Origin of the sequence: Hartmannibacter diazotrophicus (genome assembly GCF_900231165.1) — a bacterium.
In the GTDB taxonomy this organism is placed as follows: Bacteria; Pseudomonadota; Alphaproteobacteria; order Rhizobiales; family Pleomorphomonadaceae; genus Hartmannibacter; species Hartmannibacter diazotrophicus.
Window position 1 is genome coordinate 3,590,141 of sequence record NZ_LT960614.1, and the last position, 18,882, is coordinate 3,609,022.

General features: G+C 62.9%; 14 protein-coding genes. 9 read left to right on the forward strand and 5 right to left on the reverse strand.

Annotation, left to right across the window (positions count from 1 at the left end):
• Nucleotides 1-45: 45 nt before the first annotated feature.
• The 4 genes from HDIA_RS16770 to HDIA_RS16785 form a co-directional block, all read right to left on the reverse strand.
• The gene (locus tag HDIA_RS16770; protein WP_099557204.1) at nucleotides 46-1,668 is read right to left on the reverse strand and encodes a putative bifunctional diguanylate cyclase/phosphodiesterase; all 1,623 of its coding nucleotides are present in this window, start codon (nucleotides 1,666-1,668) and stop codon (nucleotides 46-48) included.
• Between the two features lie 60 nt (nucleotides 1,669-1,728).
• The gene (locus tag HDIA_RS16775) at nucleotides 1,729-3,492 is read right to left on the reverse strand and encodes an ATP-binding protein (protein WP_099557205.1); all 1,764 of its coding nucleotides are present in this window, start codon (nucleotides 3,490-3,492) and stop codon (nucleotides 1,729-1,731) included.
• 372 nt (nucleotides 3,493-3,864) lie between these two features.
• The gene (locus tag HDIA_RS16780) at nucleotides 3,865-4,779 is read right to left on the reverse strand and encodes a pirin family protein (protein WP_099557206.1); all 915 of its coding nucleotides are present in this window, start codon (nucleotides 4,777-4,779) and stop codon (nucleotides 3,865-3,867) included.
• Nucleotides 4,780-4,887: 108 nt separating this feature from the next.
• Nucleotides 4,888-5,781 carry a LysR family transcriptional regulator gene (locus HDIA_RS16785; RefSeq protein WP_245883917.1) on the reverse strand — a complete coding sequence of 298 codons (894 nt, stop codon included), beginning with the start codon at nucleotides 5,779-5,781 and terminating at the stop codon, nucleotides 4,888-4,890.
• 176 nt (nucleotides 5,782-5,957) lie between these two features.
• On the opposite strand from HDIA_RS16785, the gene HDIA_RS16790 reads away from it, so the two are divergent.
• The 9 genes from HDIA_RS16790 to HDIA_RS16830 all read left to right on the forward strand — a co-directional run bounded on the left by HDIA_RS16790 (nucleotide 5,958) and on the right by HDIA_RS16830 (nucleotide 16,670).
• Nucleotides 5,958-7,568: an ABC transporter substrate-binding protein gene (locus HDIA_RS16790; RefSeq protein WP_099557208.1), complete on the forward strand. Its 1,611-nt coding sequence runs from the start codon at nucleotides 5,958-5,960 to the stop codon at nucleotides 7,566-7,568.
• A 4-nt stretch (nucleotides 7,569-7,572) separates the two neighbouring features.
• Nucleotides 7,573-8,598 carry an ABC transporter permease gene (locus tag HDIA_RS16795; protein ID WP_099557209.1) on the forward strand — a complete coding sequence of 342 codons (1,026 nt, stop codon included), beginning with the start codon at nucleotides 7,573-7,575 and terminating at the stop codon, nucleotides 8,596-8,598.
• The gene (locus HDIA_RS16800; protein WP_099557210.1) at nucleotides 8,595-9,491 is read left to right on the forward strand and encodes an ABC transporter permease; all 897 of its coding nucleotides are present in this window, start codon (nucleotides 8,595-8,597) and stop codon (nucleotides 9,489-9,491) included. Before HDIA_RS16795 ends, HDIA_RS16800 begins: the two co-directional genes overlap by 4 nt.
• 13 nt (nucleotides 9,492-9,504) lie before the next feature.
• On the forward strand, nucleotides 9,505-11,133 hold the full coding sequence (locus HDIA_RS16805; RefSeq protein WP_099557211.1) for a dipeptide ABC transporter ATP-binding protein: 1,629 nt from the start codon (nucleotides 9,505-9,507) through the stop codon (nucleotides 11,131-11,133).
• A gap of 131 nt (nucleotides 11,134-11,264) precedes the next feature.
• Nucleotides 11,265-13,100 (forward strand): allophanate hydrolase, encoded by a 1,836-nt coding sequence (gene atzF / locus HDIA_RS16810; protein WP_099557212.1) that lies wholly within the window; start codon nucleotides 11,265-11,267, stop codon nucleotides 13,098-13,100.
• A 792-nt stretch (nucleotides 13,101-13,892) separates the two neighbouring features.
• A complete protein-coding gene (locus HDIA_RS16815) occupies nucleotides 13,893-14,204 on the forward strand; it encodes a hypothetical protein (RefSeq protein ID WP_099557213.1) in 312 nt (103 codons plus the stop codon).
• A gap of 198 nt (nucleotides 14,205-14,402) precedes the next feature.
• Nucleotides 14,403-14,525 (forward strand): hypothetical protein, encoded by a 123-nt coding sequence (locus HDIA_RS25995; protein ID WP_281259956.1) that lies wholly within the window; start codon nucleotides 14,403-14,405, stop codon nucleotides 14,523-14,525.
• Nucleotides 14,526-14,910: 385 nt separating this feature from the next.
• Nucleotides 14,911-15,801: a sugar transferase gene (locus HDIA_RS16825; protein WP_245883919.1), complete on the forward strand. Its 891-nt coding sequence runs from the start codon at nucleotides 14,911-14,913 to the stop codon at nucleotides 15,799-15,801.
• A gap of 65 nt (nucleotides 15,802-15,866) precedes the next feature.
• Nucleotides 15,867-16,670, forward strand: coding sequence for a metallophosphoesterase family protein (locus HDIA_RS16830; RefSeq protein ID WP_245883921.1), 804 nt, complete (start codon nucleotides 15,867-15,869; stop codon nucleotides 16,668-16,670).
• A 121-nt stretch (nucleotides 16,671-16,791) separates the two neighbouring features.
• Here HDIA_RS16830 and HDIA_RS16835 read toward each other — a convergent pair whose 3' ends face one another.
• Nucleotides 16,792-18,690 (reverse strand): bifunctional sugar phosphate isomerase/epimerase/4-hydroxyphenylpyruvate dioxygenase family protein, encoded by a 1,899-nt coding sequence (locus HDIA_RS16835; RefSeq protein WP_099557216.1) that lies wholly within the window; start codon nucleotides 18,688-18,690, stop codon nucleotides 16,792-16,794.
• Between the last annotated feature and the right edge of the window lie 192 nt (nucleotides 18,691-18,882).

Sequence of the window (18,882 nt, forward strand, 5' to 3'; positions counted from 1 at the left end):
GTTGGAAAAGGCCTGCGCGCGACAAGGCTTGCGGCCTGGCGATCGCTATCCGCTCCGCCGCAAGGTGCTCGTCCGCGTGACCGGCACGCCGCGAGACTGAATCGCGGTGCGGTTGCCGTCGCTCAATGCGGGAATCCCGAGGTTTTCCAGAATGAGCGGCTTGCTGAAATAATAGCCCTGGCCGAAGTTGATGCGGGTCGCCGCCTGCAGATAGGCGAGTTCCTCGAAGGTCTCCACGCCTTCCACGATCACCGACATGCCAAGCGACTGGCCGAGCGATTCGATCGCCTTCAGGATGCTCTGGCTGCGTGGCCGGCGGTGGACGTCCGTGATGAAGGTCCGGTCCACCTTGACCTCGTCGGCGGTGATGTCCGCAAGAGCCGCGAGAGACGAGTAGCCGACGCCGAAATCGTCGATCGACACCTTGGCGCCCACTTCCCTGAGCATCGGCAGGATGTGGCTCTGGAAATGGCCGCGCGCAAGGAAAGCTTCCTCCGTCACTTCCACCATGAAGCGGCGAGGACATCCCGTCCCGTCGAGCCTTTCGGCGAGATCGCGCATGAAGCGCGGATCTTCGGCCTGTTTCGCCGCCACGTTGATGCTGATCGAGGCCCCTTCGCCGAAGGCCTCGTTGATGCGATCCATCGACGCGATGGTCTCATCGAGGATGAGCGTTGCCACCTCGTCCATCAGCCCCAGTTCAAGCGCAAGGCCGATGAAATCGCCGGGCGCCTGGATCAATCCGTCCTCGTCCCGCCAGCGCAGAAGCACCTCGACGCCGACGATGTCCTGCGTGCGGAAGTTGACCTTGGGCTGATAGGCGCAGCAAAGCCGCCGGTCGCGGATGGCAAGGCGCAGTCGCTGCTCGGTTCGCGCCCGTTCGCTCGCCGCATGGTCGACGCTGGAATTGAAGAACTGGATGCTGCCCTTGGCGCGGCCCTTGCTGCGGTACATCGCGCCGTCGGCCTTCGTCCGCAACTCGTCGTAGCTGCTCCCGTCCTGCGGAAACAGGCTGACGCCGATCGAGGCGGAGGACAGGATTTCGAATCCGTCGATGAAGAACGGCTCCTTGAGACGACCGGAAACGGCCTCCAGGTCCCCCTTCAGCGTCTCCATGTCGCCGATCGGCGAAAGCAGCAGCACGAATTCGTCGCCGCCGACCCGCGCCAGCATGTCGGTGGGCCGGAGCCCGACCGAGAGCCGGTCCGCGATCTTCAGCAGGAGCTGGTCGCCGGCCGTATGGCCATAGTAGTCGTTGATGTGCTTGAAGCCGTCGAGATCGATGAAGGCCAGAGCGAAGGAACCGCCTCCGGCCTCGATCAGGGACGAGACGCTCCGGTCCATCAGGCCGCGGTTCGGCAAACCGGTTGTCTCGTCGAAGAAGGCGCGCTGGAAGAGGTCGTCCTCAAGCGCCCGCTGGTCGGTAACATCCTGCGACAGATGAACCGTATAGACTTCCTCATCCAGCGGGATGGAATGAACGGTCGTCTGGATGACGCGGTTGTTCTGGACGACATCGCCGTCCGCAGGCACGGCCCCGTCGGTCGAAACGGCATTCGCCCGGGCGTTGGTGTAGAGCACGTCGCCGGATCGCGACGAGACCGTCAGACCGACCGGCAAGTCCCGCAGGATATCGGCAAGGCCGTGCTGCTTGGTGGCCATGGTCATCGACGACCTCGCAGGAACGGCAACGTGCGTGTTCGCGCTGGGGCGGGGTTCGGCATGGCGTCAGCGCTTCAGGATCGAATAGCGCGTCTTGTCCAGAAGACGCGCGGCAGCCGTTGAGGCCTCATCCCGTTCAGCCGGATCGGTCAGAAACCCGCGCTGGATGGCCTGCGCCGCGTCCGCCGCCGGATTGGCGCCCGGCTGGGCCGGCGATCCGCCGTCATCGGCATAGGACGCCTGGTTCATGGTCGCGCCGCGCCAGCGCTCGACGACCGCCTTGACGAAGTCGGCGCGGGTGAGGTCGTCCATGTTCTCCGGCAGTTCGGTCGAAGACTCGCTGCGCGGCACGAGATTGGCCGGCAGCCGGTTAAAGGTGATGCGCGCAGGTAGCGGCATGCCCTCGCCGAAGCCGACGACCTCGCCGGTGCCGAGCGAAGGAATGAAATCGAGCAGATGGGCGGTGGCATCCGACACGGCCGAGCGCAGCAGGGCCTGGTCCTGGTCGTTCGCCATGCGCATGGCGAAGAGTGTGCTGCACTGGGAAATGATCGTCGGATCGAGTTCGGCCGGCCGCTGGGTAACCAGTCCCAGATAGACGCCGTATTTGCGGCCTTCCTTGGCGATCCTTGACAGGGCGCGGCGCGCCGGCCCGAAGCCGAGCGAATGGTCGGCCGAGGCATAGCGGTGCGCCTCCTCGCAGACGAACAGCAGCGGAAAGGCGCCGTCGCTCCAGAGGCCGAGGTCGAAAGCAAGGCGCGAGACGACGCAGACCACGGCGTCCACAACTTCGACCGGAAGGCTCGCAAGCTGCAGGATCGTGAGCGGCTTGCCGGCCGGGTCCAGGCGGAAGAGCTGGCTCAGAAGGCTTGCCATCGTGTCGCCGCCGACATTGGCGTTCTCGAACATGAAGGCATAGCGCGGGTCGTTCTTCAGCGCCTCGATCCGCATCGTCAGGCGATGATAGGCCATGCGCGTGGATCTGTTTTCCAGCTTGCCCATCCGCTCGTCGATCAGCGTCAGCAGATCCTGCAACAGATAGGGAACCGGCGTATCGACCGTGAACCCGGACATCCGCGGGTCGCGCCGCTTGATCATCGGGCGATCGGCGGTCGACTTGAGCTGCTGGTAGGATCCCTTGGCGATCGGGATGAGTTCGGCAAGGATCTCGACCTCTTCCGGCACCGACGGACGTCCGCCGTAGATGACGTCGATGATCTCCTCGAAATTGAACAGCCAGAAGGGCAGCTTCAGATTGCGCGCGCCGATGAGATTGGCCCGCTCACCGAAGCTGTGGCCGTATTCGTTGTGGCCGTCGAGCACGAGCACGCGAAGATCGGGCCGCGCAACGAGGATCTCGCCGAGGATCACCGCAACGCCGCTGGACTTGCCGACGCCCGTCGACCCCAGCACGGCGAAATGCTTGGCGATCAGATCGTCCACGTCGACATAGGCGGGAATGGATGGATCCTGATTGAGATGGCCGATGGCGATGCCGTCCGATCCGGCGGACGAATAGATCACTCTGAGATCGTCGCTGGAGATGATCTTCGCGGTGTCACCGATCGCCGGATATTCGCGCACGCCGCGCTGGAAGCGGGCCGTTCCGTCCGGCCCGCGCAAGATCTCGCCCATAAGGTCGATGCGGGCGACGGCGCGATGTTCGCCGGGCTCGCGCGTTTCCGGCGTCCGGCCCGTCACTTCGGCAATCATTCCGACGATGGTGCTGTCGCCGACCTCGATCGCCAGAAACTTGCCGACGGTCGGCCGCGAATCCCCGCGATGAAGGAGGGGCGCCCTGAGGCCGACATTGGCCTCCGAGCCACGCACGGACAGAACCTGTCCGATCGGCGAGGCACTCGTCCCTGAATCATAAGGACGTCGAACGGAAATATCGCTGGACAACTCGGCAATCCTTTTCGCGACGCAATCGTCAGTAACTTACGGTCCAGTCTTCGCGATAATTCTTGTTTCCACGTTACAAATGAAAACAATTATCCAGCATCGTTAATGGATCCGGAAACCATTCGAACGAAAAGTTGTACTTGATTGTTATGTGGAATTTCAACTTCGAGGGCCAAGCCGAAATTGCACTTATTTTTCGATGGATTGGTCGAGACCGGCAGGCACAACCGGGAGGAGGAACAGTATTAATCCAGTCACCGAGGGGGTTTTCTGCCGAAGGAATTTCCGCTGGTCGGGCTACTGCGGAAGCGGAATGAATTCTGTTTCATCTGGAACAGGATCGAAACGGCCCTGCTTCCAGTCTTCCTTCGCCTGCTCGATCCGTTCCTTGCGCGAGGAGACGAAATTCCACCAGATATGCCGCGGCCCTTCCAGCGCGTCGCCGCCGAGAAACATCATCCGCGCATTGGTGAGCGCGGTGATCGTGATCCGGTCTCCCGGACGGAAAATCAGGAGCTGCGGGCCCGCGAACCGGTCGCCGGCAACGTCCACGTCACCCTCAACGACATAGACGGCGCGTTCCTCATGGTCCGCATCGAGCGGCGCGCTCTTGCCCGCGGCAAGCCGCACCTCCGCATAGAACCATTCGGAAAGCCCCTTGACCGGCGAGCGCTTGCCGAACAGCGAGCCAGCCACAATTCGGGCGAAGACGCCATCGTCCTCGACCGTCGGCAGGACATCGGTTCCAAAATGCTGAAAGCCCGGATCGCTTTCCTCCAGCGAGGCTGGAAGCGCGACCCAACTCTGGATGCCGAACATCGCCTGGCCGGAGGACCGCTGCACCTCGGGCGTGCGTTCCGAATGAGCGATCCCCCGCCCGGCGGTCATCAGGTTCATCGCGCCCGGCAGGATGTCGAGCGCATTGCCCTCGCTGTCGCGATGCCTGACGGCGCCATCGAAGAGATAGGTGACCGTCGCAAGGCCGATATGAGGATGCGGCCGGACGTCCATGCCCTGGCCGGCAAGAAATTGGGCCGGCCCCATCTGGTCGAAGAAAATGAAGGGCCCCACCATCTGCCGCTTGCCGTGCGGCAAGGCGCGGCGGACATTGAAATCGCCAAGATCGCGGACGCGCGGGATGATCATCAGCTCCAGCGCGTCGCAGCTTGGCGCATGACCGAGGATGGGGTCGTCCGCGGGAAGCCAGCTCATGGGGTTGTCTCCTCGACATGTGGGCGCCATCCGGACCCTGGCACGCCGCGCGACGTTGCCGGATGATGGGGACATAGGCCTGATCGACGGTCGGGCAAGTGGATGGGCTCATGCGATGCCGGCCATGTCGTCACGCAACTCCTCCAGCGCCGTTGCAAGTTGGACCGCGAAACGCGCCGAAGCAACCGGCAGCGCGCGCCCACGCATCTGGCCGAGCAGCAGGCGGCCCGCCGGCAAGTCCTTTTGCGAGATCGGGCGGATCGCGATCCGGGGATGACTTTCCGGATTGAGCCCGATCGGAAGCTGAAAGGCGATCGCATTCTCGTAGAGCACGTAGTGGCGCATCAGTTCGAAGGATTCGGCCTCGATGATCGGCCGAAGCTCGTGACCCCGCCTCTTGGCGGCGATATCGAGAAGATGCCGCACGCCATAGGGCGCCGTTGGAATGACGTGGGTGTGGGCGAGGCATTCGCGCAAACGCAACTCGCTCTTGCGCGCCAATGGATTGTCGGCCGGCAGGATCGCGTGCACCGGCTGCGGCACGTCCATGAGCACTTCGAAATCGACCAGATGCATCGGCTCGAAGACGAGGGCGAGATCGCTGGAAAAATCGCTGAGATCCCTTTCGGCCGCCACACGGTCGCGCACGCTCACCTTGAAGGTGACGCCCGGATGGTCGCGCCGGTAGAGCGAAATCTGCCTTGGCAGAAAATAGGGAATGAGCGCCTGCGAACAGGCGATCGTGACCCGCCCGCGTCGCTCGCCAGAGAGATCCGCGACCAGCGAGCGGACCCGCGCAAGATCGTGTTCCTGCGACCGCATGTGCTGGATCAGCAATTCGCCCGCCGCGTTGAGCCGGACGCCGCGCGGCAGCCTCTCGAAGATCGGTGCTCCGAAGTCCTCCTCGAACTGCAGCACCCGCCGCGTCAGCGCCGAGGCGGTGATGTTCATGTCCTCGGCCGCCTTGCGGATCGAGCCGGCGCGCTGAACGCTCTGGATCATCCGGAATATCTGCAAGTGCTTCATATTGATGGACTCTTCCACAAGCGTTGTATTTTTTCGAACCGCTTTTGTGTGAAATTAGCATTTGTCGTCACCGCTCGGTACCCGCATCCTTGCGCGCAGGTCCGCCGGAGGACTTCGGCGCATAGGAATTCAAAGTGAAAAGGGCTGAACAGATGAACGATCATGCATCCCGACGTGACTTCCTGAAGCTTTCCGGCGGCGTCCTTGGCGCCTCCGCCCTTCCCTTCCTGAAGGTCCTGCCAGCGGAGGCCGCGGGCAAGGACGTGCTCGTCTCCGTCACCGGGCAGACGATGAACAGCCTCGACCTGCACCGCACCGGCACCAACCGCGCCAGCTATCAGGTGTCGGTCAACTGCTACGACCGTCTCGTCACCTTCGGCTCCAAGACGATGCCGGACGGCTCCATGTCCTACGACTATTCCAAGATCGAGCCGGAGCTCGCGGAAAGCTGGACCGTCTCCGAGGATGGCACGGAGATCCTCTTCAAGCTGAAGCCCAACGCGATCTTCTGGGACGGATCCAAGGTGACCGCCGGGGATGTGAAGTGGTCCTTCGACCGTGCGGTCACGGTCGGCGGCTTCCCGACCGTCCAGATGAAGGCCGGCGGCTTCGAGCGTCCCGACCAGTTCGAGGCGGTGGACGAACTGACCTTCAAGGTCAAGCTCGACAAGGCTTCGAAACTGGCCCTGCCGGATCTCGCCGTTCCGGTGCCGATGATCATCAATTCCAAGGTCGCCAAGGCCAACGCCACCGCCGATGACCCCTGGGCGATGGAGTACCTCCACAAGACCCCGGCCGGCTCCGGCGCCTTCAAGGTGCTGAAGTGGGCGCCCGGCGAACAGCTCGTCTACGAGCGCTTCGATGGTTGGGTTGGCGGCCCGCTGCCGGCTCTGAAGCGGGTGATCGTGCGCGAGGTGCCGAGCCCGGCGACCCGGCGCGCCCTCATCGAGCGCGGCGATGTGCAGATTTCCTTCGACATTCCCGACAAGGACGCCAAGGAACTGGCCGAGAAGATGACGGTCTACTCGACCCCGATCGAGAACTGCATCTACTGCGTCTGCCTCAACAACAACTTCGACGCCTTCAAGGACCCGAACGTCCGCCAGGCTGTCGCCTATGCCATTCCCTACAAGGACATCTTCGAGACCGCCGCCTACGGGCGCGGCAACCCGATGTGGGGCGGCACGCCGACCGTCGACGATATCTCCTGGCCGCAGAAGTCGCCCTTCGACACCGACCTCGACAAGGCCAGAGACTTCATGGCGAAATCGGGCTTTGCCGAAGGCTTCGAAGTGCCCCTGTCGATCAGCCTCGACCTCGACTGGATGGAGCCGACCGCGCTTCTGATCCAGGAAAGCCTCGGCAAGATCGGCATCAAGACGACCATCGACAAGATCCCGGGCGCCAACTGGCGCACCGCCAGCCTCGTCGAGAAGCGTCTGGCGCTGTCGCTGGAAAGCTTCGGCGGCTGGCTCAACTATCCGGACTATTATTTCTTCTGGGCCTACGTGAAGGGGCACCTCTTCAACGCCTCGAACTACGAGAACCCGGAGATCGAAACGCTCGTCGACGAGACCTTGACCATGTCGATCGACGATCCGGAATACGCCCCCAAGATCAAGCGGATGATCGAGATCGCCTACACGGATATCCCGCGCATCCCGCTGTGGCAGCCGGCCCTCAACGTCGCCATCAACGGAGCCTCGGACTACGAATACTGGTTCCATCGCCAGCTCGACGTCCGCACCCTCAAAGGGGCATGAGGCCATGGGCCTGTTCCGCAACGCCATCGTGATCAGGATCGCCCAGGCGATCCCGGTCGTGGTCGGGGTGGTGGTGATCAGCTTCATCCTCACCCGCGCCCTGCCGGGAGATCCGGCCGTCTATTTCGCCGGCCCCGCGGCCGACGACAAGTCGATCGCCGAAGTCCGGGCCAATCTCGGCCTGGACAAGCCCCTGCCGCAGCAGTTCTTCATCTATGTCGGAGAACTGCTGCAGGGCGACCTCGGCAAATCGGTCTCGAGCGGCCAGCCGGTCCTGTCGGATCTGGCCAACCGGCTGCCGGCGTCGCTGGAACTGACCCTCACCGCGCTCCTCATCTCCTGCGGGATCGCCATCCCGCTGGGGGTGCTGGCGGCAACGCGGCCGGGATCCCTCGTCGATCACGCCTGCCGCCTGCTGGTGACGGCCGGCGTCTCGCTGCCGACCTTCTTCACCGGCATCGTCCTGATCTACGTCTTCTATTATCTGACGGGACTGGCGCCCTCGCCGCTTGGACGGCTCGACTTCATGTATATCGAGCCTGACCATGTCACCGGCTTCTATCTCATCGACGCGGCGATCGCCGGCGACTGGGAGACGTGGCTCGCCGCCCTGAAACAGCTCATCCTGCCGGCATCAACGCTCGCCCTCTTCACAATGGCGCCGATCGCCCGCATGACAAGGGCCGCCATGCTTTCCGCCCTCTCGTCCGACTTCATACGCACGGCAAGGGCCGCGGGCCTGTCGGGGCGCAAGGTCCTCTTCACCTATGCCTTCCGGAACGCGCTGCTGCCGGTGATCACCACGCTCGGCATGGTCTTTTCCTTCACGCTCGGCGCCAACGTGCTGGTGGAAAAGGTCTTCGCCTGGCCGGGGATCGGCTCCTACGCGGTCGAGGCGCTTGTTGTCTCCGACTATGCCGCGGTCCAAGGCTTCGTTCTGGCCATGGCCATGCTTTTCGTCGTCCTCAACCTCGTGATCGACATCGCCTACACGCTGATCGATCCGCGCATCGGGTTCAACGCGAAATGACGGATGCCACCATCGACACCAAGGCAGAGGTTCCGGCCCTGCCCCGCCAGTCCGGCACCTTTGAGCACATTCTCTATGTGCTGAAGGCCAACCCGGTCACCATGTTCGCCTTCGCGATCTTCGCGCTTCTGATCCTGGCGGCGATCTTCGGCCCGGCGCTCGTACCCTACGACCCGCTCGCCTCCGACGCATCGAAAGCGCTGCAGCCGCCGAACTGGCAACACTGGTTCGGCACCGACACCCTGGGGCGCGACGTCTTTAGCCGCGTGATCGTCGCGACCCGCCTGGACCTGACGCTCTCCGTCGCGGCCGTGGCGCTCTCCTTCGTCATCGGGTCGGTGCTCGGCGCCGTTGCCGGCTACTGGGGCGGCTGGCTCGATATCGTGCTGAACCGCATTCTCGACACCATCATGGCCTTCCCGCTCTTCGTGCTCGCCATGGGCATCGTCGCGGCCATGGGCAACACGATCGAGAACATCATCTACGCGACGGCGATCATCAACGTGCCCTTCTACGCCCGCCTCGTCCGCGCGGAGGTCAACATCCGCCGCGAGGCCGGCTTCGCCCTCGCCGCAAAGCTCTGCGGCAACTCGGACATCCGGGTTCTGGCGATGCACATCTTTCCGAACGCCCTGCCGCCGATGATGGTCCAGGTCTCGCTCAATCTCGGCTGGGCGATCCTCAACGCGGCCGGCCTCTCCTTCATCGGCCTCGGCGTGCGTCCGCCGACCGCCGAATGGGGCATCATGGTCGCCGAGGGCGCCAACAACATCGTCTCCGGCGAATGGTGGCTGGCGATCTTCCCCGGCCTTGCCCTGATGCTCGCCGTCTTCACCTTCAACCTTCTCGGCGACGGCCTGCGCGACATGGTCGACCCGCGCCGGCGCACCTGACGGGGGACCGATCATGCTGTCCATCAAAGATCTGGCCGTTTCCTTCAAGACGCGGCGCGGCGAAGTGGATGCCGTGCGCGGCATCACGCTGGAGATCGCCAAGGGCGAAACACTGGGGATCGTTGGCGAATCCGGCTCCGGCAAGTCGGTCACCTCCTACGCCCTGATGCGCATCCTCGATGCCGGGGGGCGCATCAAGGCCGGCGAGATCACCTACTCCGGCATCGACCTGAAACGTGCCTCGGAGCGCCAGATGCGCGATATCCGCGGCCGCGAGATCTCGATGATCTTCCAGAACCCGCGCGCTGCCCTCAATCCGATCCGCAAGGTCGGTCACCAGATCGAGGACGTGCTGATCCAGCATGGCCGCGCTACCCGTCGCACGGCGCGGGAGGAGGCGATCAAGGCGCTGGAGGCCGTCCGCATCCGCGACGCCGAAGCCCGCTATGACGCCTATCCCTTCGAGCTTTCCGGCGGCATGTGCCAGCGCATCGTCATCGCCATTGCGCTCGCCTGCGATCCGCAGCTCATCATCGCCGACGAGCCAACGACAGGCCTCGACATTACCACCCAGAAGGCGGTGATGGACCTGATGGCCGACCTTATCCGCGAGCGCGGCATGAGTTCGCTGCTCATCACCCACGACCTCGGTCTTGCCGCCCAATACTGCCACCGCATCGTGGTGATGAAGGACGGCGAACTGGTGGAAGCGGGCGCGGCCGACGAACTCTTTGCAAGCCCCAAGCACCCCTATACCCAGAAGCTTGTCGATGCGACGCCCCGCCATGATGCGACGATCCGCGACCTGCTGCCGGCCGAAATCCGCACCCCGATGCCCGAGCACACGCCGGCCGACAAGCCACTCCTGGAGGTGATCAACCTCGTCAAGACCTATCAGGGCAAGTCCGGCCCCGTGCATGCGGTCAAGGGCATCTCCTTTTCGGTGAAGGCAGGCCAGAGCGTCGGCCTCGTCGGGGAATCCGGCTGCGGCAAGTCCACCACCTCCTCCATGATCGTGCGCCTGCTGGACCGCACCAGCGGCGAGATCCTCTTCGACGGCAAGGACATCGGCGAGATTTCCTGCCGCGACTTCATCAAGGATCCGATGCGCTCGCAGATCCAGATGGTCTTCCAGGACGCCACCGACAGCCTCAATCCCCGTCACACCTCGCGCCAGTCGATCGCCGAGCCGCTGAAATGTCTCGCCCACATGGGCGCGAAGGAACGGACGGCGCGGATCGAGGAACTGGCCGATCTGGTCGGCCTGCCCCGCCCGCTGCTCGACCGCTTCCCGCATCAGCTGTCCGGCGGCCAAAAGGCCCGCGTCGGGATTGCCCGCGCCATCGCGCTGAACCCGAAGTTCCTCATCCTCGACGAGCCGACCGCCGCCCTCGACGTTTCGATCCAGGCGGTCGTCCTCAACCTCCTTGTCGACCTCAGGGCCAAGCTCGGCATGAGCTATCTCTTCGTCAGCCACGACCTCCATGTCGTCCGGCTGCTTTGCGACCATGTCGTGGTGATGAAGGGCGGCGAGATCGTCGAGGCCGGCCCGGCCAATGAGGTGATGGAGAACCCCTCGCATCCCTATACCCGCGAACTGCTGTCCGCCGCGCCGAAGCCGCCGGAGCGAAAGGCGGCCTGACCGCTCGGTCCGGATGACAAGCACCCGAAACCGGTGAACTATCCTTCGCCCCCTTCAGGCCCGCCGCTGTCAAAGCAGGACCCTGGAAGAGCGCCAAGAACAACGACCAATCATTGCCAGGAACGTCTTCGATGCGCGATCTGCCCTTCACCCTTCCCGCCCTGCGAGAGGCCTACGCGGCCGGTGCGTCCCCGAAAGATGTGATCGCGGAAGTCTATCGCCGGATCGCGAACGTGAACGATCCCGGCATCTTCATTCATCTGCGCGACGAAGCGGAAGCGGAGAGCGAAGCCGAAAGCCTTGGTGCCTTCGATCCGGCAAAGCCGCTCTGGGGCATTCCCTTCGCCGTCAAGGACAACATCGACGTCGCCGGCATGCCGACGACGGCTGCTTGCCCCGATTTTTCCTATGACCCCGAAGCCGACGCCTTTGTCGTCGCAAGGCTCCGCGCGGCCGGCGCCATCGTCATCGGCAAGACCAACCTCGACCAGTTTGCCGCCGGCCTCGTTGGCGTGCGCTCGCCCTACCCGATCCCGAAGAACGCGCTCGATCCGGCCATCGTGCCCGGCGGATCCTCGTCCGGCTCCGGCGTCGTCGTCGCCCACGGTATCGTGCCCTTCTCGCTCGGAACCGATACCGCCGGCTCCGGCCGCGTTCCGGCTGCGCTCAACAACATCGTCGGTCTGAAACCCAGCCTCGGCGCCTTCTCGGCGACAGGCGTCGTCCCAGCCTGCCGCAGCCTCGACACGATCTCGGTCTTCGCCATGACCGTCGACGACGCCTACGCCGTCTTCGAACTGGCGACCGCCTATGACCCGGCGGACGCCTGGTCGCGGAAAATCCCCGCGCCGCCCCTGTCGCCGGTTCCCCCGGCGCTCAGGATCGGCATCCCCGATGCAGCCTCCATCGAATTTTGCGGCGACGACGTCCAGAAGGCGTCCTTCGATGCGACTGTCGCGCGTCTCAAGGACATGGGCGCGGCGATCGTGCCGGTCGATTTCACGCCGCTCTATGCCGTGGCCCGGATGCTCTACGAAGGCGCATGGGTCGCCGAGCGCCATGCCGTGATCGAGGACCGCCTGCGGGACAAGCCCGAGACTGTGCATCCCGTGACGCGCACCATCGTGGAAAAGGCCCTGCCGCTGACAGCAACCGATGCCTTCCGCGGCATCTACCGGCTGAAGGACCTGATCCGGCAGGCCGAACCCGCCCTTGCCTCCGTCGACCTTCTCTGCGTGCCGACGATGCCGACCTTCTACACCGTCGCCGATCTTGAAGCCGACCCGATCGGACCCAACTCCCGGCTCGGCACCTACACAAACTTCGTCAACCTCATGGACATGTGCGGCATCGCCGTGCCGGTCGCCGCCCGCTCGGATAGTCGCCCCGGCAGCGTCACGCTGCTGGCGCCAAAGGGCCGTGACAGCCTTGTCGCCAGCCTTGCCCGCAACCTCGAGGTCGTTGCCGGACGCACCCTCGGCGCAACGACGTGGCCGTCACCCGCCCTCTCCCAGGCGCCCAATGCCGTTTCGGTTCGGGACGACGAGATCGCCATCGCCGTCTGCGGCGCCCACATGTCCGGCATGCCGCTCAATCCCGGCTTCGTGGACTTCGGCGCCCGTTTCCTCGGCGCGGCAAGCACCGCTCCTGTCTACCGGCTCTTCGCACTCTCAAAGCTGAGCCCTGAGCGTCCCGGCCTCGTGCAGGTGGGAAAGGACAAGGGCGCCGCCATCGATCTGGAACTCTGGTCGCTGCCCCGCGCACGGTTTGCCGATTTCCTGCTGACGATCGCGCCGCCGCTCGGAATCGGGTCCGTCCTGCTCGCCGATGGAACGGCGGTGCCGGGCTTTCTCTGTGAGGCGATTGCGGGCGACGAGACGAGCGACATCACGCACTACGGCGGCTGGCGGCCCTATGTTCAGAGTCTTGAAAGGTCGCAGGAACGCGCGGTCGCGGTCAAAGCCTGAAAAGGGCATGAGCGGCCAATGAGCCGGCTGCCGGACGTAAGCCGGCTCAGCCACCGTAACCGGATGGACCGTAATCACCGGCAAGCTGAAAACATCTGCGCCGCGCATACTGATGGCAACAAAATATTGCAATGCAGCATGAAAAATCGACGGACCATCCATCAAGATGATGAAGTAAATCTATCGTAACTTCTTTACTTAAACTTATACGTAGTTATACGAATCAGCGTGAATACATACAAGTTTTTATTTTCAGCCGAGGACGCGATCAAACTCCGTCCCAGGGCGGAAATAAACTCAATATTTTCAAGGATATATTTTGAATCCCGTCATCGACCGCACCGGCAGAAAATTATCCCCTGAACGACGCTCCCGGGCGGATGCCACGGATCGGCAATCACAAATTTTGAGCCCCGATCACGCCCGGTTTGGGCAAGCCGCGCGCGCCGGATATGGAAAACTTCCGCGCGAAGAGGCAAACCTAACCATTTGAAAAAGGGGATTTTCAGGATTTTGAACTCAACCTATACGGGAGAGTAGAGCGCGTTGGCGCGATCGGTCCTGCGGCACCGGGACTCGATCCAAATGACACTTAAGCAATTTTTTCGACAGCCACGCCCTGAAATGGCCAAATCTTTCACACTTCATAAACCATGGGCGCGCATCCTTTTTTTGGGATGGCACTGTCGCAAGACTAGTGGTCACCCTTTCGCAGCGACCGTGACGCCTGCTGCGAAATGAACGCCGGCTCCTGGGCCGGCATGGTGAAGCTTACTGAATGCGGAAACGAGTATGGCTTCCTTCGCACTCATCTCTGGTATCGTCTTTGCGGCGACGGTTTACATCTTGATGGCGGCAGGCTTCGCAATGGCCAGCTGCATGGAGATGGTCGCTACGCGGAAACACTCCCGCACAAGACTGCTGCTCACGGTCCTCGCGAGCGCTATATGGCCCATAACAGGCGCCATTGTCTTTATCTACGCGCAGCTTTTCGGCTCTCACGCGCACTACGATCAGTCGTCCGACCCGAATGTCGTGTCGATTGACGAGCAGCGCCGTGAACGGCGCCGTCAGAAGATCATGGTCGCCAAACAGGTTCCCTGACACGGCCTTGTGCCTGTCAGGCCACCTGTCCGGCCTTGATTTTTACTGCGGCCGCATGGCGTGAGCCGGCCTCTTGCGCGCAGTCTTTGAGCCTGCCTTCGCCGGCCTCGTGTCCGGGGCGGTTTCCATGCGCCCGCTGTGGCGGAGAATCATGGACACCAGCGCCGCGATCTGAAACGCGAAGGATGCAAGCAGCGCTTGACCGATGCCAAATCCGAGCATGCCGATCAGGGCGGCGACGAAAAGGGCACCAAGCAGCACGCTGAACAGACCGCCACGCAGGCCAAGCCCGAACCCGCAAAGGGCAGCAAGTGCAACTGAAACAGACATCGGTCGTCTTCCTCAGCGAAACTTCGATGTCCGTATAGTGGCACAATGGACTTACATCCTTGTTAAGTAATGGGGAAAACGCCCGCTTAACAGGAATGGTCGCATTTGTGCCGTCATCGGAGGCAATTTGTTAGGCAAGGTTTGACCGGAAGATTCGGCATCCCGACTCGGCGTTGGGAGCGGTAGCCAAACTGCCACAGTCTCCAAGCATCCTGTCGACCGAGCTCAAAATGCGTTGCATTGGAAGGGCCATATGCTTTATAACTCGTTAAAACCTAGGCAAAAAAATTACTGCAAAGGCATTAAGAATTTTCGGGAATGCCCTCAGCAATGCAACGACGCTCGTCTCCTGCGTTGAGTGAAGGAGTTGGGTTGAATGCAGAATGAGGACAGCATCTATTTTCTCGGTCTGGTGGCTGATTCATCTCCTCGCGCAGCCGGAAGCGATTCTTCAGAGGATAGCTTTCACTCGACTTTGAACGAGACGAACGATCATGCCGTATCCGGCGGAGAGGGAGAGCAGCGACCAAATCCCACGGTTTCTGCGACTGGAGGCATTTTTAACGTGCTGTCGTTCATCAATTTTAACGCAAGTACAGACATGACCTCGACGCTCGGGCGCAATAGCAGCAGCCTTGATAAGAAGTTGTCGCCCAGGGTCATCCAACTCAAGATCAAGCGCGCGATCGACGTTGTCTTCGCGCTGCTCGGACTATGGTTTCTCTCGCCGCTCTTCATCGCAGTCGCCTGCCTGATCAAGCTTGAGAGCCGCGGACCGGTCTTCTTCCGTCAGGACAGAACGGGCCTTGACAATTCCACCTTCGAAATTCTCAAGTTCCGTACGATGTACCTTGATCTGTGCGACTTCTCCGGGGTCGAGCAGACCGCGCCGAACGATGCCCGCGTGACGCGGATCGGGCGCGTCCTGAGGCGGACCAACATCGACGAACTGCCCCAGTTCATCAACATTCTGCGGGGCGACATGTCCCTCATCGGGCCGCGGCCGCATGTGCCCAACATGCTTGCCGCCGATCTGCCCTACGAGGAACTGGTCGAGAATTATCCTTTGCGCCACATGGTACGCCCGGGCCTCACCGGCCTTGCCCAGTCCCATGGTCTCCGCGGCCCGACGATCGACAGGGGCCCTTCCGTCAAGCGCATCGAATACGACCTCGAATATATCGAACGGTTCTCTCTCTGGCTGGATCTGGAGATCATGGTGCGGACCGTCATCCGGGAACTCAAGAACTGCGGCCAGGGGTTCTGAGGCCGTAACGAATTACTAAGCTTTAGGCTTGAACGTCGGCGGGGGCTCACGCAAGCTCGTATCGAGTGACTGGAGCGAAGACGCTGATCGATCTGCTGAAGAACCGCTTTGGTCGGGGTGCGACGGCCGGACCGGAACCGGTCAGCCGTCGCAGGTTGTCGCTACCGCAGGACGACCGGCTGGTCATTTATGCCGTTGGCGACGTGCACGGGTGCTATCCGTTACTGCTCGATGCCGAAAGGCGCATCTGCGCCGATGCGGAGCAGCGCTCGGGCCACAAGCTCATCGTCATGCTGGGCGACTATGTCGACCGTGGCCCCAATTCCACCGACGTCCTGACGCATCTGTCATCGCCTCCCCCCAAGGGCATGCACCGGCTCTGCTTGTGCGGCAATCATGACGATGCCTTCCTGAAGTTCATCGCCTCGCCGCTTCGCTCGCTCAACTGGATCGATTTCGGCGGCTCCAAGACGATGATGTCCTACGGCGTGGACGTCGTGCCTCTTCTCGGCAACAAGCGCGGCCAGGCAAAACTCGTCGAGCTCGTCCGGGAAGTCATCCCCCAGCTGCACATCAAGTTCCTGCGCTCGCTGCCCGTGACGTTGTCGGTGGGGCCGTATCTTTTCGTCCACGCCGGCATCGTGCCCGGCCTCGCCCTTGAGGAGCAGCGCGACGAGGATCTGATGTGGATCCGCGAGCCCTTCATCAGTCGCGGACCGATGCTGGAGGGCATGACCGTCATTCACGGCCACGTCGCCGCCAAGGAGCCGGTTTTCACGCGCGACCGGATCTGCATCGATACGGGCGCCTACGCCACCGGCAATCTGACCGTGCTGCGGCTCGAAAAGGGCAAGATCGACCTCATTTGACCCTGGCTCACCGATCTTGCAGGTTCGCCTTCACGGCGTCGCAGGACGGCTACGTATGGGCAGGCGCATCGACAGCCGGCGTCGTCTTGCTGAGGGTGCAGTTCACCTGAAGACCCGAGGATCAGGCGGTCTCGAGACTGGCGGCGGGCTTCAGATGCCGCTTCTGGGCAGCGATCCGGAAGGGCGCATTGTAGGCCCCGTAGCCGCGATATCCGTTGCGCCGCTCGAGGAACTCAAGAAAGAGCCCCTCGCCGAAGCTTCGGCCATAGAGCTGGAAGAACTCTCCATCCTCATCGCGGTCGTAAAGGATGTTGGCCGCCCTGAGACGCGCCGAAAAGGCCGGATCGAGCCCGAACCGCGCTTCCAGATCGTCGTAATAGTTCGGCGAGATCGCCAGCACGGGAAAGCCGTTCTTTTCCAGAGCGTCGGCCGTCTTGAAGATATCCGATGACGCGAAGGCGATATGCTGAACGGCCGATCCGAAGCTTTCCGCAACGAACTGCCCGGCCACCGTCCTGGGATTTTCCGCGCCGTTGAGGATCAGCCGGAAAGACTTGTTCCCGTTCTCGATCACCTGGCTGCGGACAAGGCCCGCCGGATCGACCACATCCACCATCGGCGCCTTTTCCGCATCGAAAATGGAAATGTAGAACAGCAGCCACGTCAGCATCTCGTCGTGCAGCATCGACTGGGCAATGTGGTCGATGCCGATCAGTGCCGCGTCGGCGACAGGCGCCTCGGGCTCGATGGAGCGAAAATCGATCTCCCAGAGTTGCTCCAGCTCGCTCATCTCGTCGATGAAATGCATCAGCCCGCCGCCAAGGCCGCGAATGGCGGGAATGGAGAGTTCGCCGGGACCGATGAATTCGACGAAGGATTCGGCGCCGAGAGCTTCCGCGCGGGCCACCGTCGCCCCCGCGTCCTCGACCTTGAGGCCGATGTCGCAGACCGTGATGCCGTGGGCGAGAAAGGCCGTCCGCGCAAAGCCCGAGGTATGCGAATTGACCAGCAGGTTGACCCCGCCCTGGCGCCAGAGCGTGATGTCCTTGGAGACGTGCTTGGCCGTCCTGGTGAAGCCGGCCGCCTTGAACAGGCGCGACAGCTCTCCCGCGGCCTCGCCGCCGGCCGCGAATTGGATGAACTCAATGCCGAAGGTCTCGATCGGCGCCGGCATGTTCGGCACCCGCCCGCGCACGACTTCCGGCTCCGCCCGGTAGACCTGATCCATCAGGTTGACGAGCGAGCGATGCCCGTCACGGGCGATGGATCTCGCGGACGCGCCCCGGAACTGGTCGTTGAAGATCTCAAGCGACAGCGGCCCGTCGTAACCCGTGGAGGCCACCGCCTGCATGAACTCCCGGACCGGCAGGTCGCCCTGCCCCGGCATGTTGCGGAAATGCCGGCTCCAGTAGAGCGTGTCCATGGCGATCAGCGGCGCGTCGGCCAGCTGCACCAGGAAGATGCGGTCGCCCGGAATCGCCCGGATCGATTTCACATCGATCTTGTGCGACAGCGTGTGGAAGGAATCGAGAATGATGCCGATATTGGGGTGGTCGGCACGGCGCACGATTTCCCACGCATCGCGGTGGTCGTTGATATGCCGCCCCCAGGCCAGTGCCTCGTAGCCGACGCGCAGGCCCCGCTTCTGTGCCCGCTCGCCAAGTTCGGCGAAGTCGGCCGCGGCCCGGTCGATCCCCCCGATCGACAGCGGCGAGATGGACGAGCAGACCAGCATCAGGTCGGTGCCCAGTTCCTGCATCAGGTCGAACTTGCGCTCGGCGCGATCGAAGGCGCGCGAACGGTGCGGCTCCGGCAGCCCCTCGAAGTCGCGGAACGGCTGGAACAACGTGATTTGGAGTCCCGCGTCCCGGACCATCTGGCCGACGGTCGCCGGGGTTTCGTCGAAGGTGAGGAAGTCGTTCTCGAAGATCTCCACGCCGTCGAAACCGGCCAGCGCAATGGCCGACAGCTTTTCCTTCAGGTCACCGCTGATCGAGACCGTGGCGATGGATGTCTTCATGGCGCATCGCGCTCCTGTAGAAGGTCGGCGGCCACCATTTCAGGCAGGGTCGCGACCGATGACCTTTTCGGGAAAACCCCGGCAGCGCGCGGACTTGTGCGGGCAAAGAGCTGACCCCTCTCCGCCATCCGGACGTCGCTCGCCGATTGGTGCGCCCCGCAAGAAAGGCAAAAAGTCATTGGCAACAAAAGA

Coding starts and splice junctions, on each gene's coding strand:
- HDIA_RS16770 (WP_099557204.1), bottom strand. CDS start 1,668: ATGACCATGGCCACCAAGCAGCACGGCCTTGCCGATATCCTGCGGGAC.
- HDIA_RS16780 (WP_099557206.1), bottom strand. CDS start 4,779: ATGAGCTGGCTTCCCGCGGACGACCCCATCCTCGGTCATGCGCCAAGC.
- HDIA_RS16785 (WP_245883917.1), bottom strand. CDS start 5,781: ATGATCCAGAGCGTTCAGCGCGCCGGCTCGATCCGCAAGGCGGCCGAG.
- HDIA_RS16790 (WP_099557208.1), top strand. CDS start 5,958: ATGAACGATCATGCATCCCGACGTGACTTCCTGAAGCTTTCCGGCGGC.
- HDIA_RS16795 (WP_099557209.1), top strand. CDS start 7,573: ATGGGCCTGTTCCGCAACGCCATCGTGATCAGGATCGCCCAGGCGATC.
- HDIA_RS16800 (WP_099557210.1), top strand. CDS start 8,595: ATGACGGATGCCACCATCGACACCAAGGCAGAGGTTCCGGCCCTGCCC.
- HDIA_RS16805 (WP_099557211.1), top strand. CDS start 9,505: ATGCTGTCCATCAAAGATCTGGCCGTTTCCTTCAAGACGCGGCGCGGC.
- atzF (WP_099557212.1), top strand. CDS start 11,265: ATGCGCGATCTGCCCTTCACCCTTCCCGCCCTGCGAGAGGCCTACGCG.
- HDIA_RS16815 (WP_099557213.1), top strand. CDS start 13,893: ATGGCTTCCTTCGCACTCATCTCTGGTATCGTCTTTGCGGCGACGGTT.
- HDIA_RS16825 (WP_245883919.1), top strand. CDS start 14,911: ATGCAGAATGAGGACAGCATCTATTTTCTCGGTCTGGTGGCTGATTCA.
- HDIA_RS16835 (WP_099557216.1), bottom strand. CDS start 18,690: ATGAAGACATCCATCGCCACGGTCTCGATCAGCGGTGACCTGAAGGAA.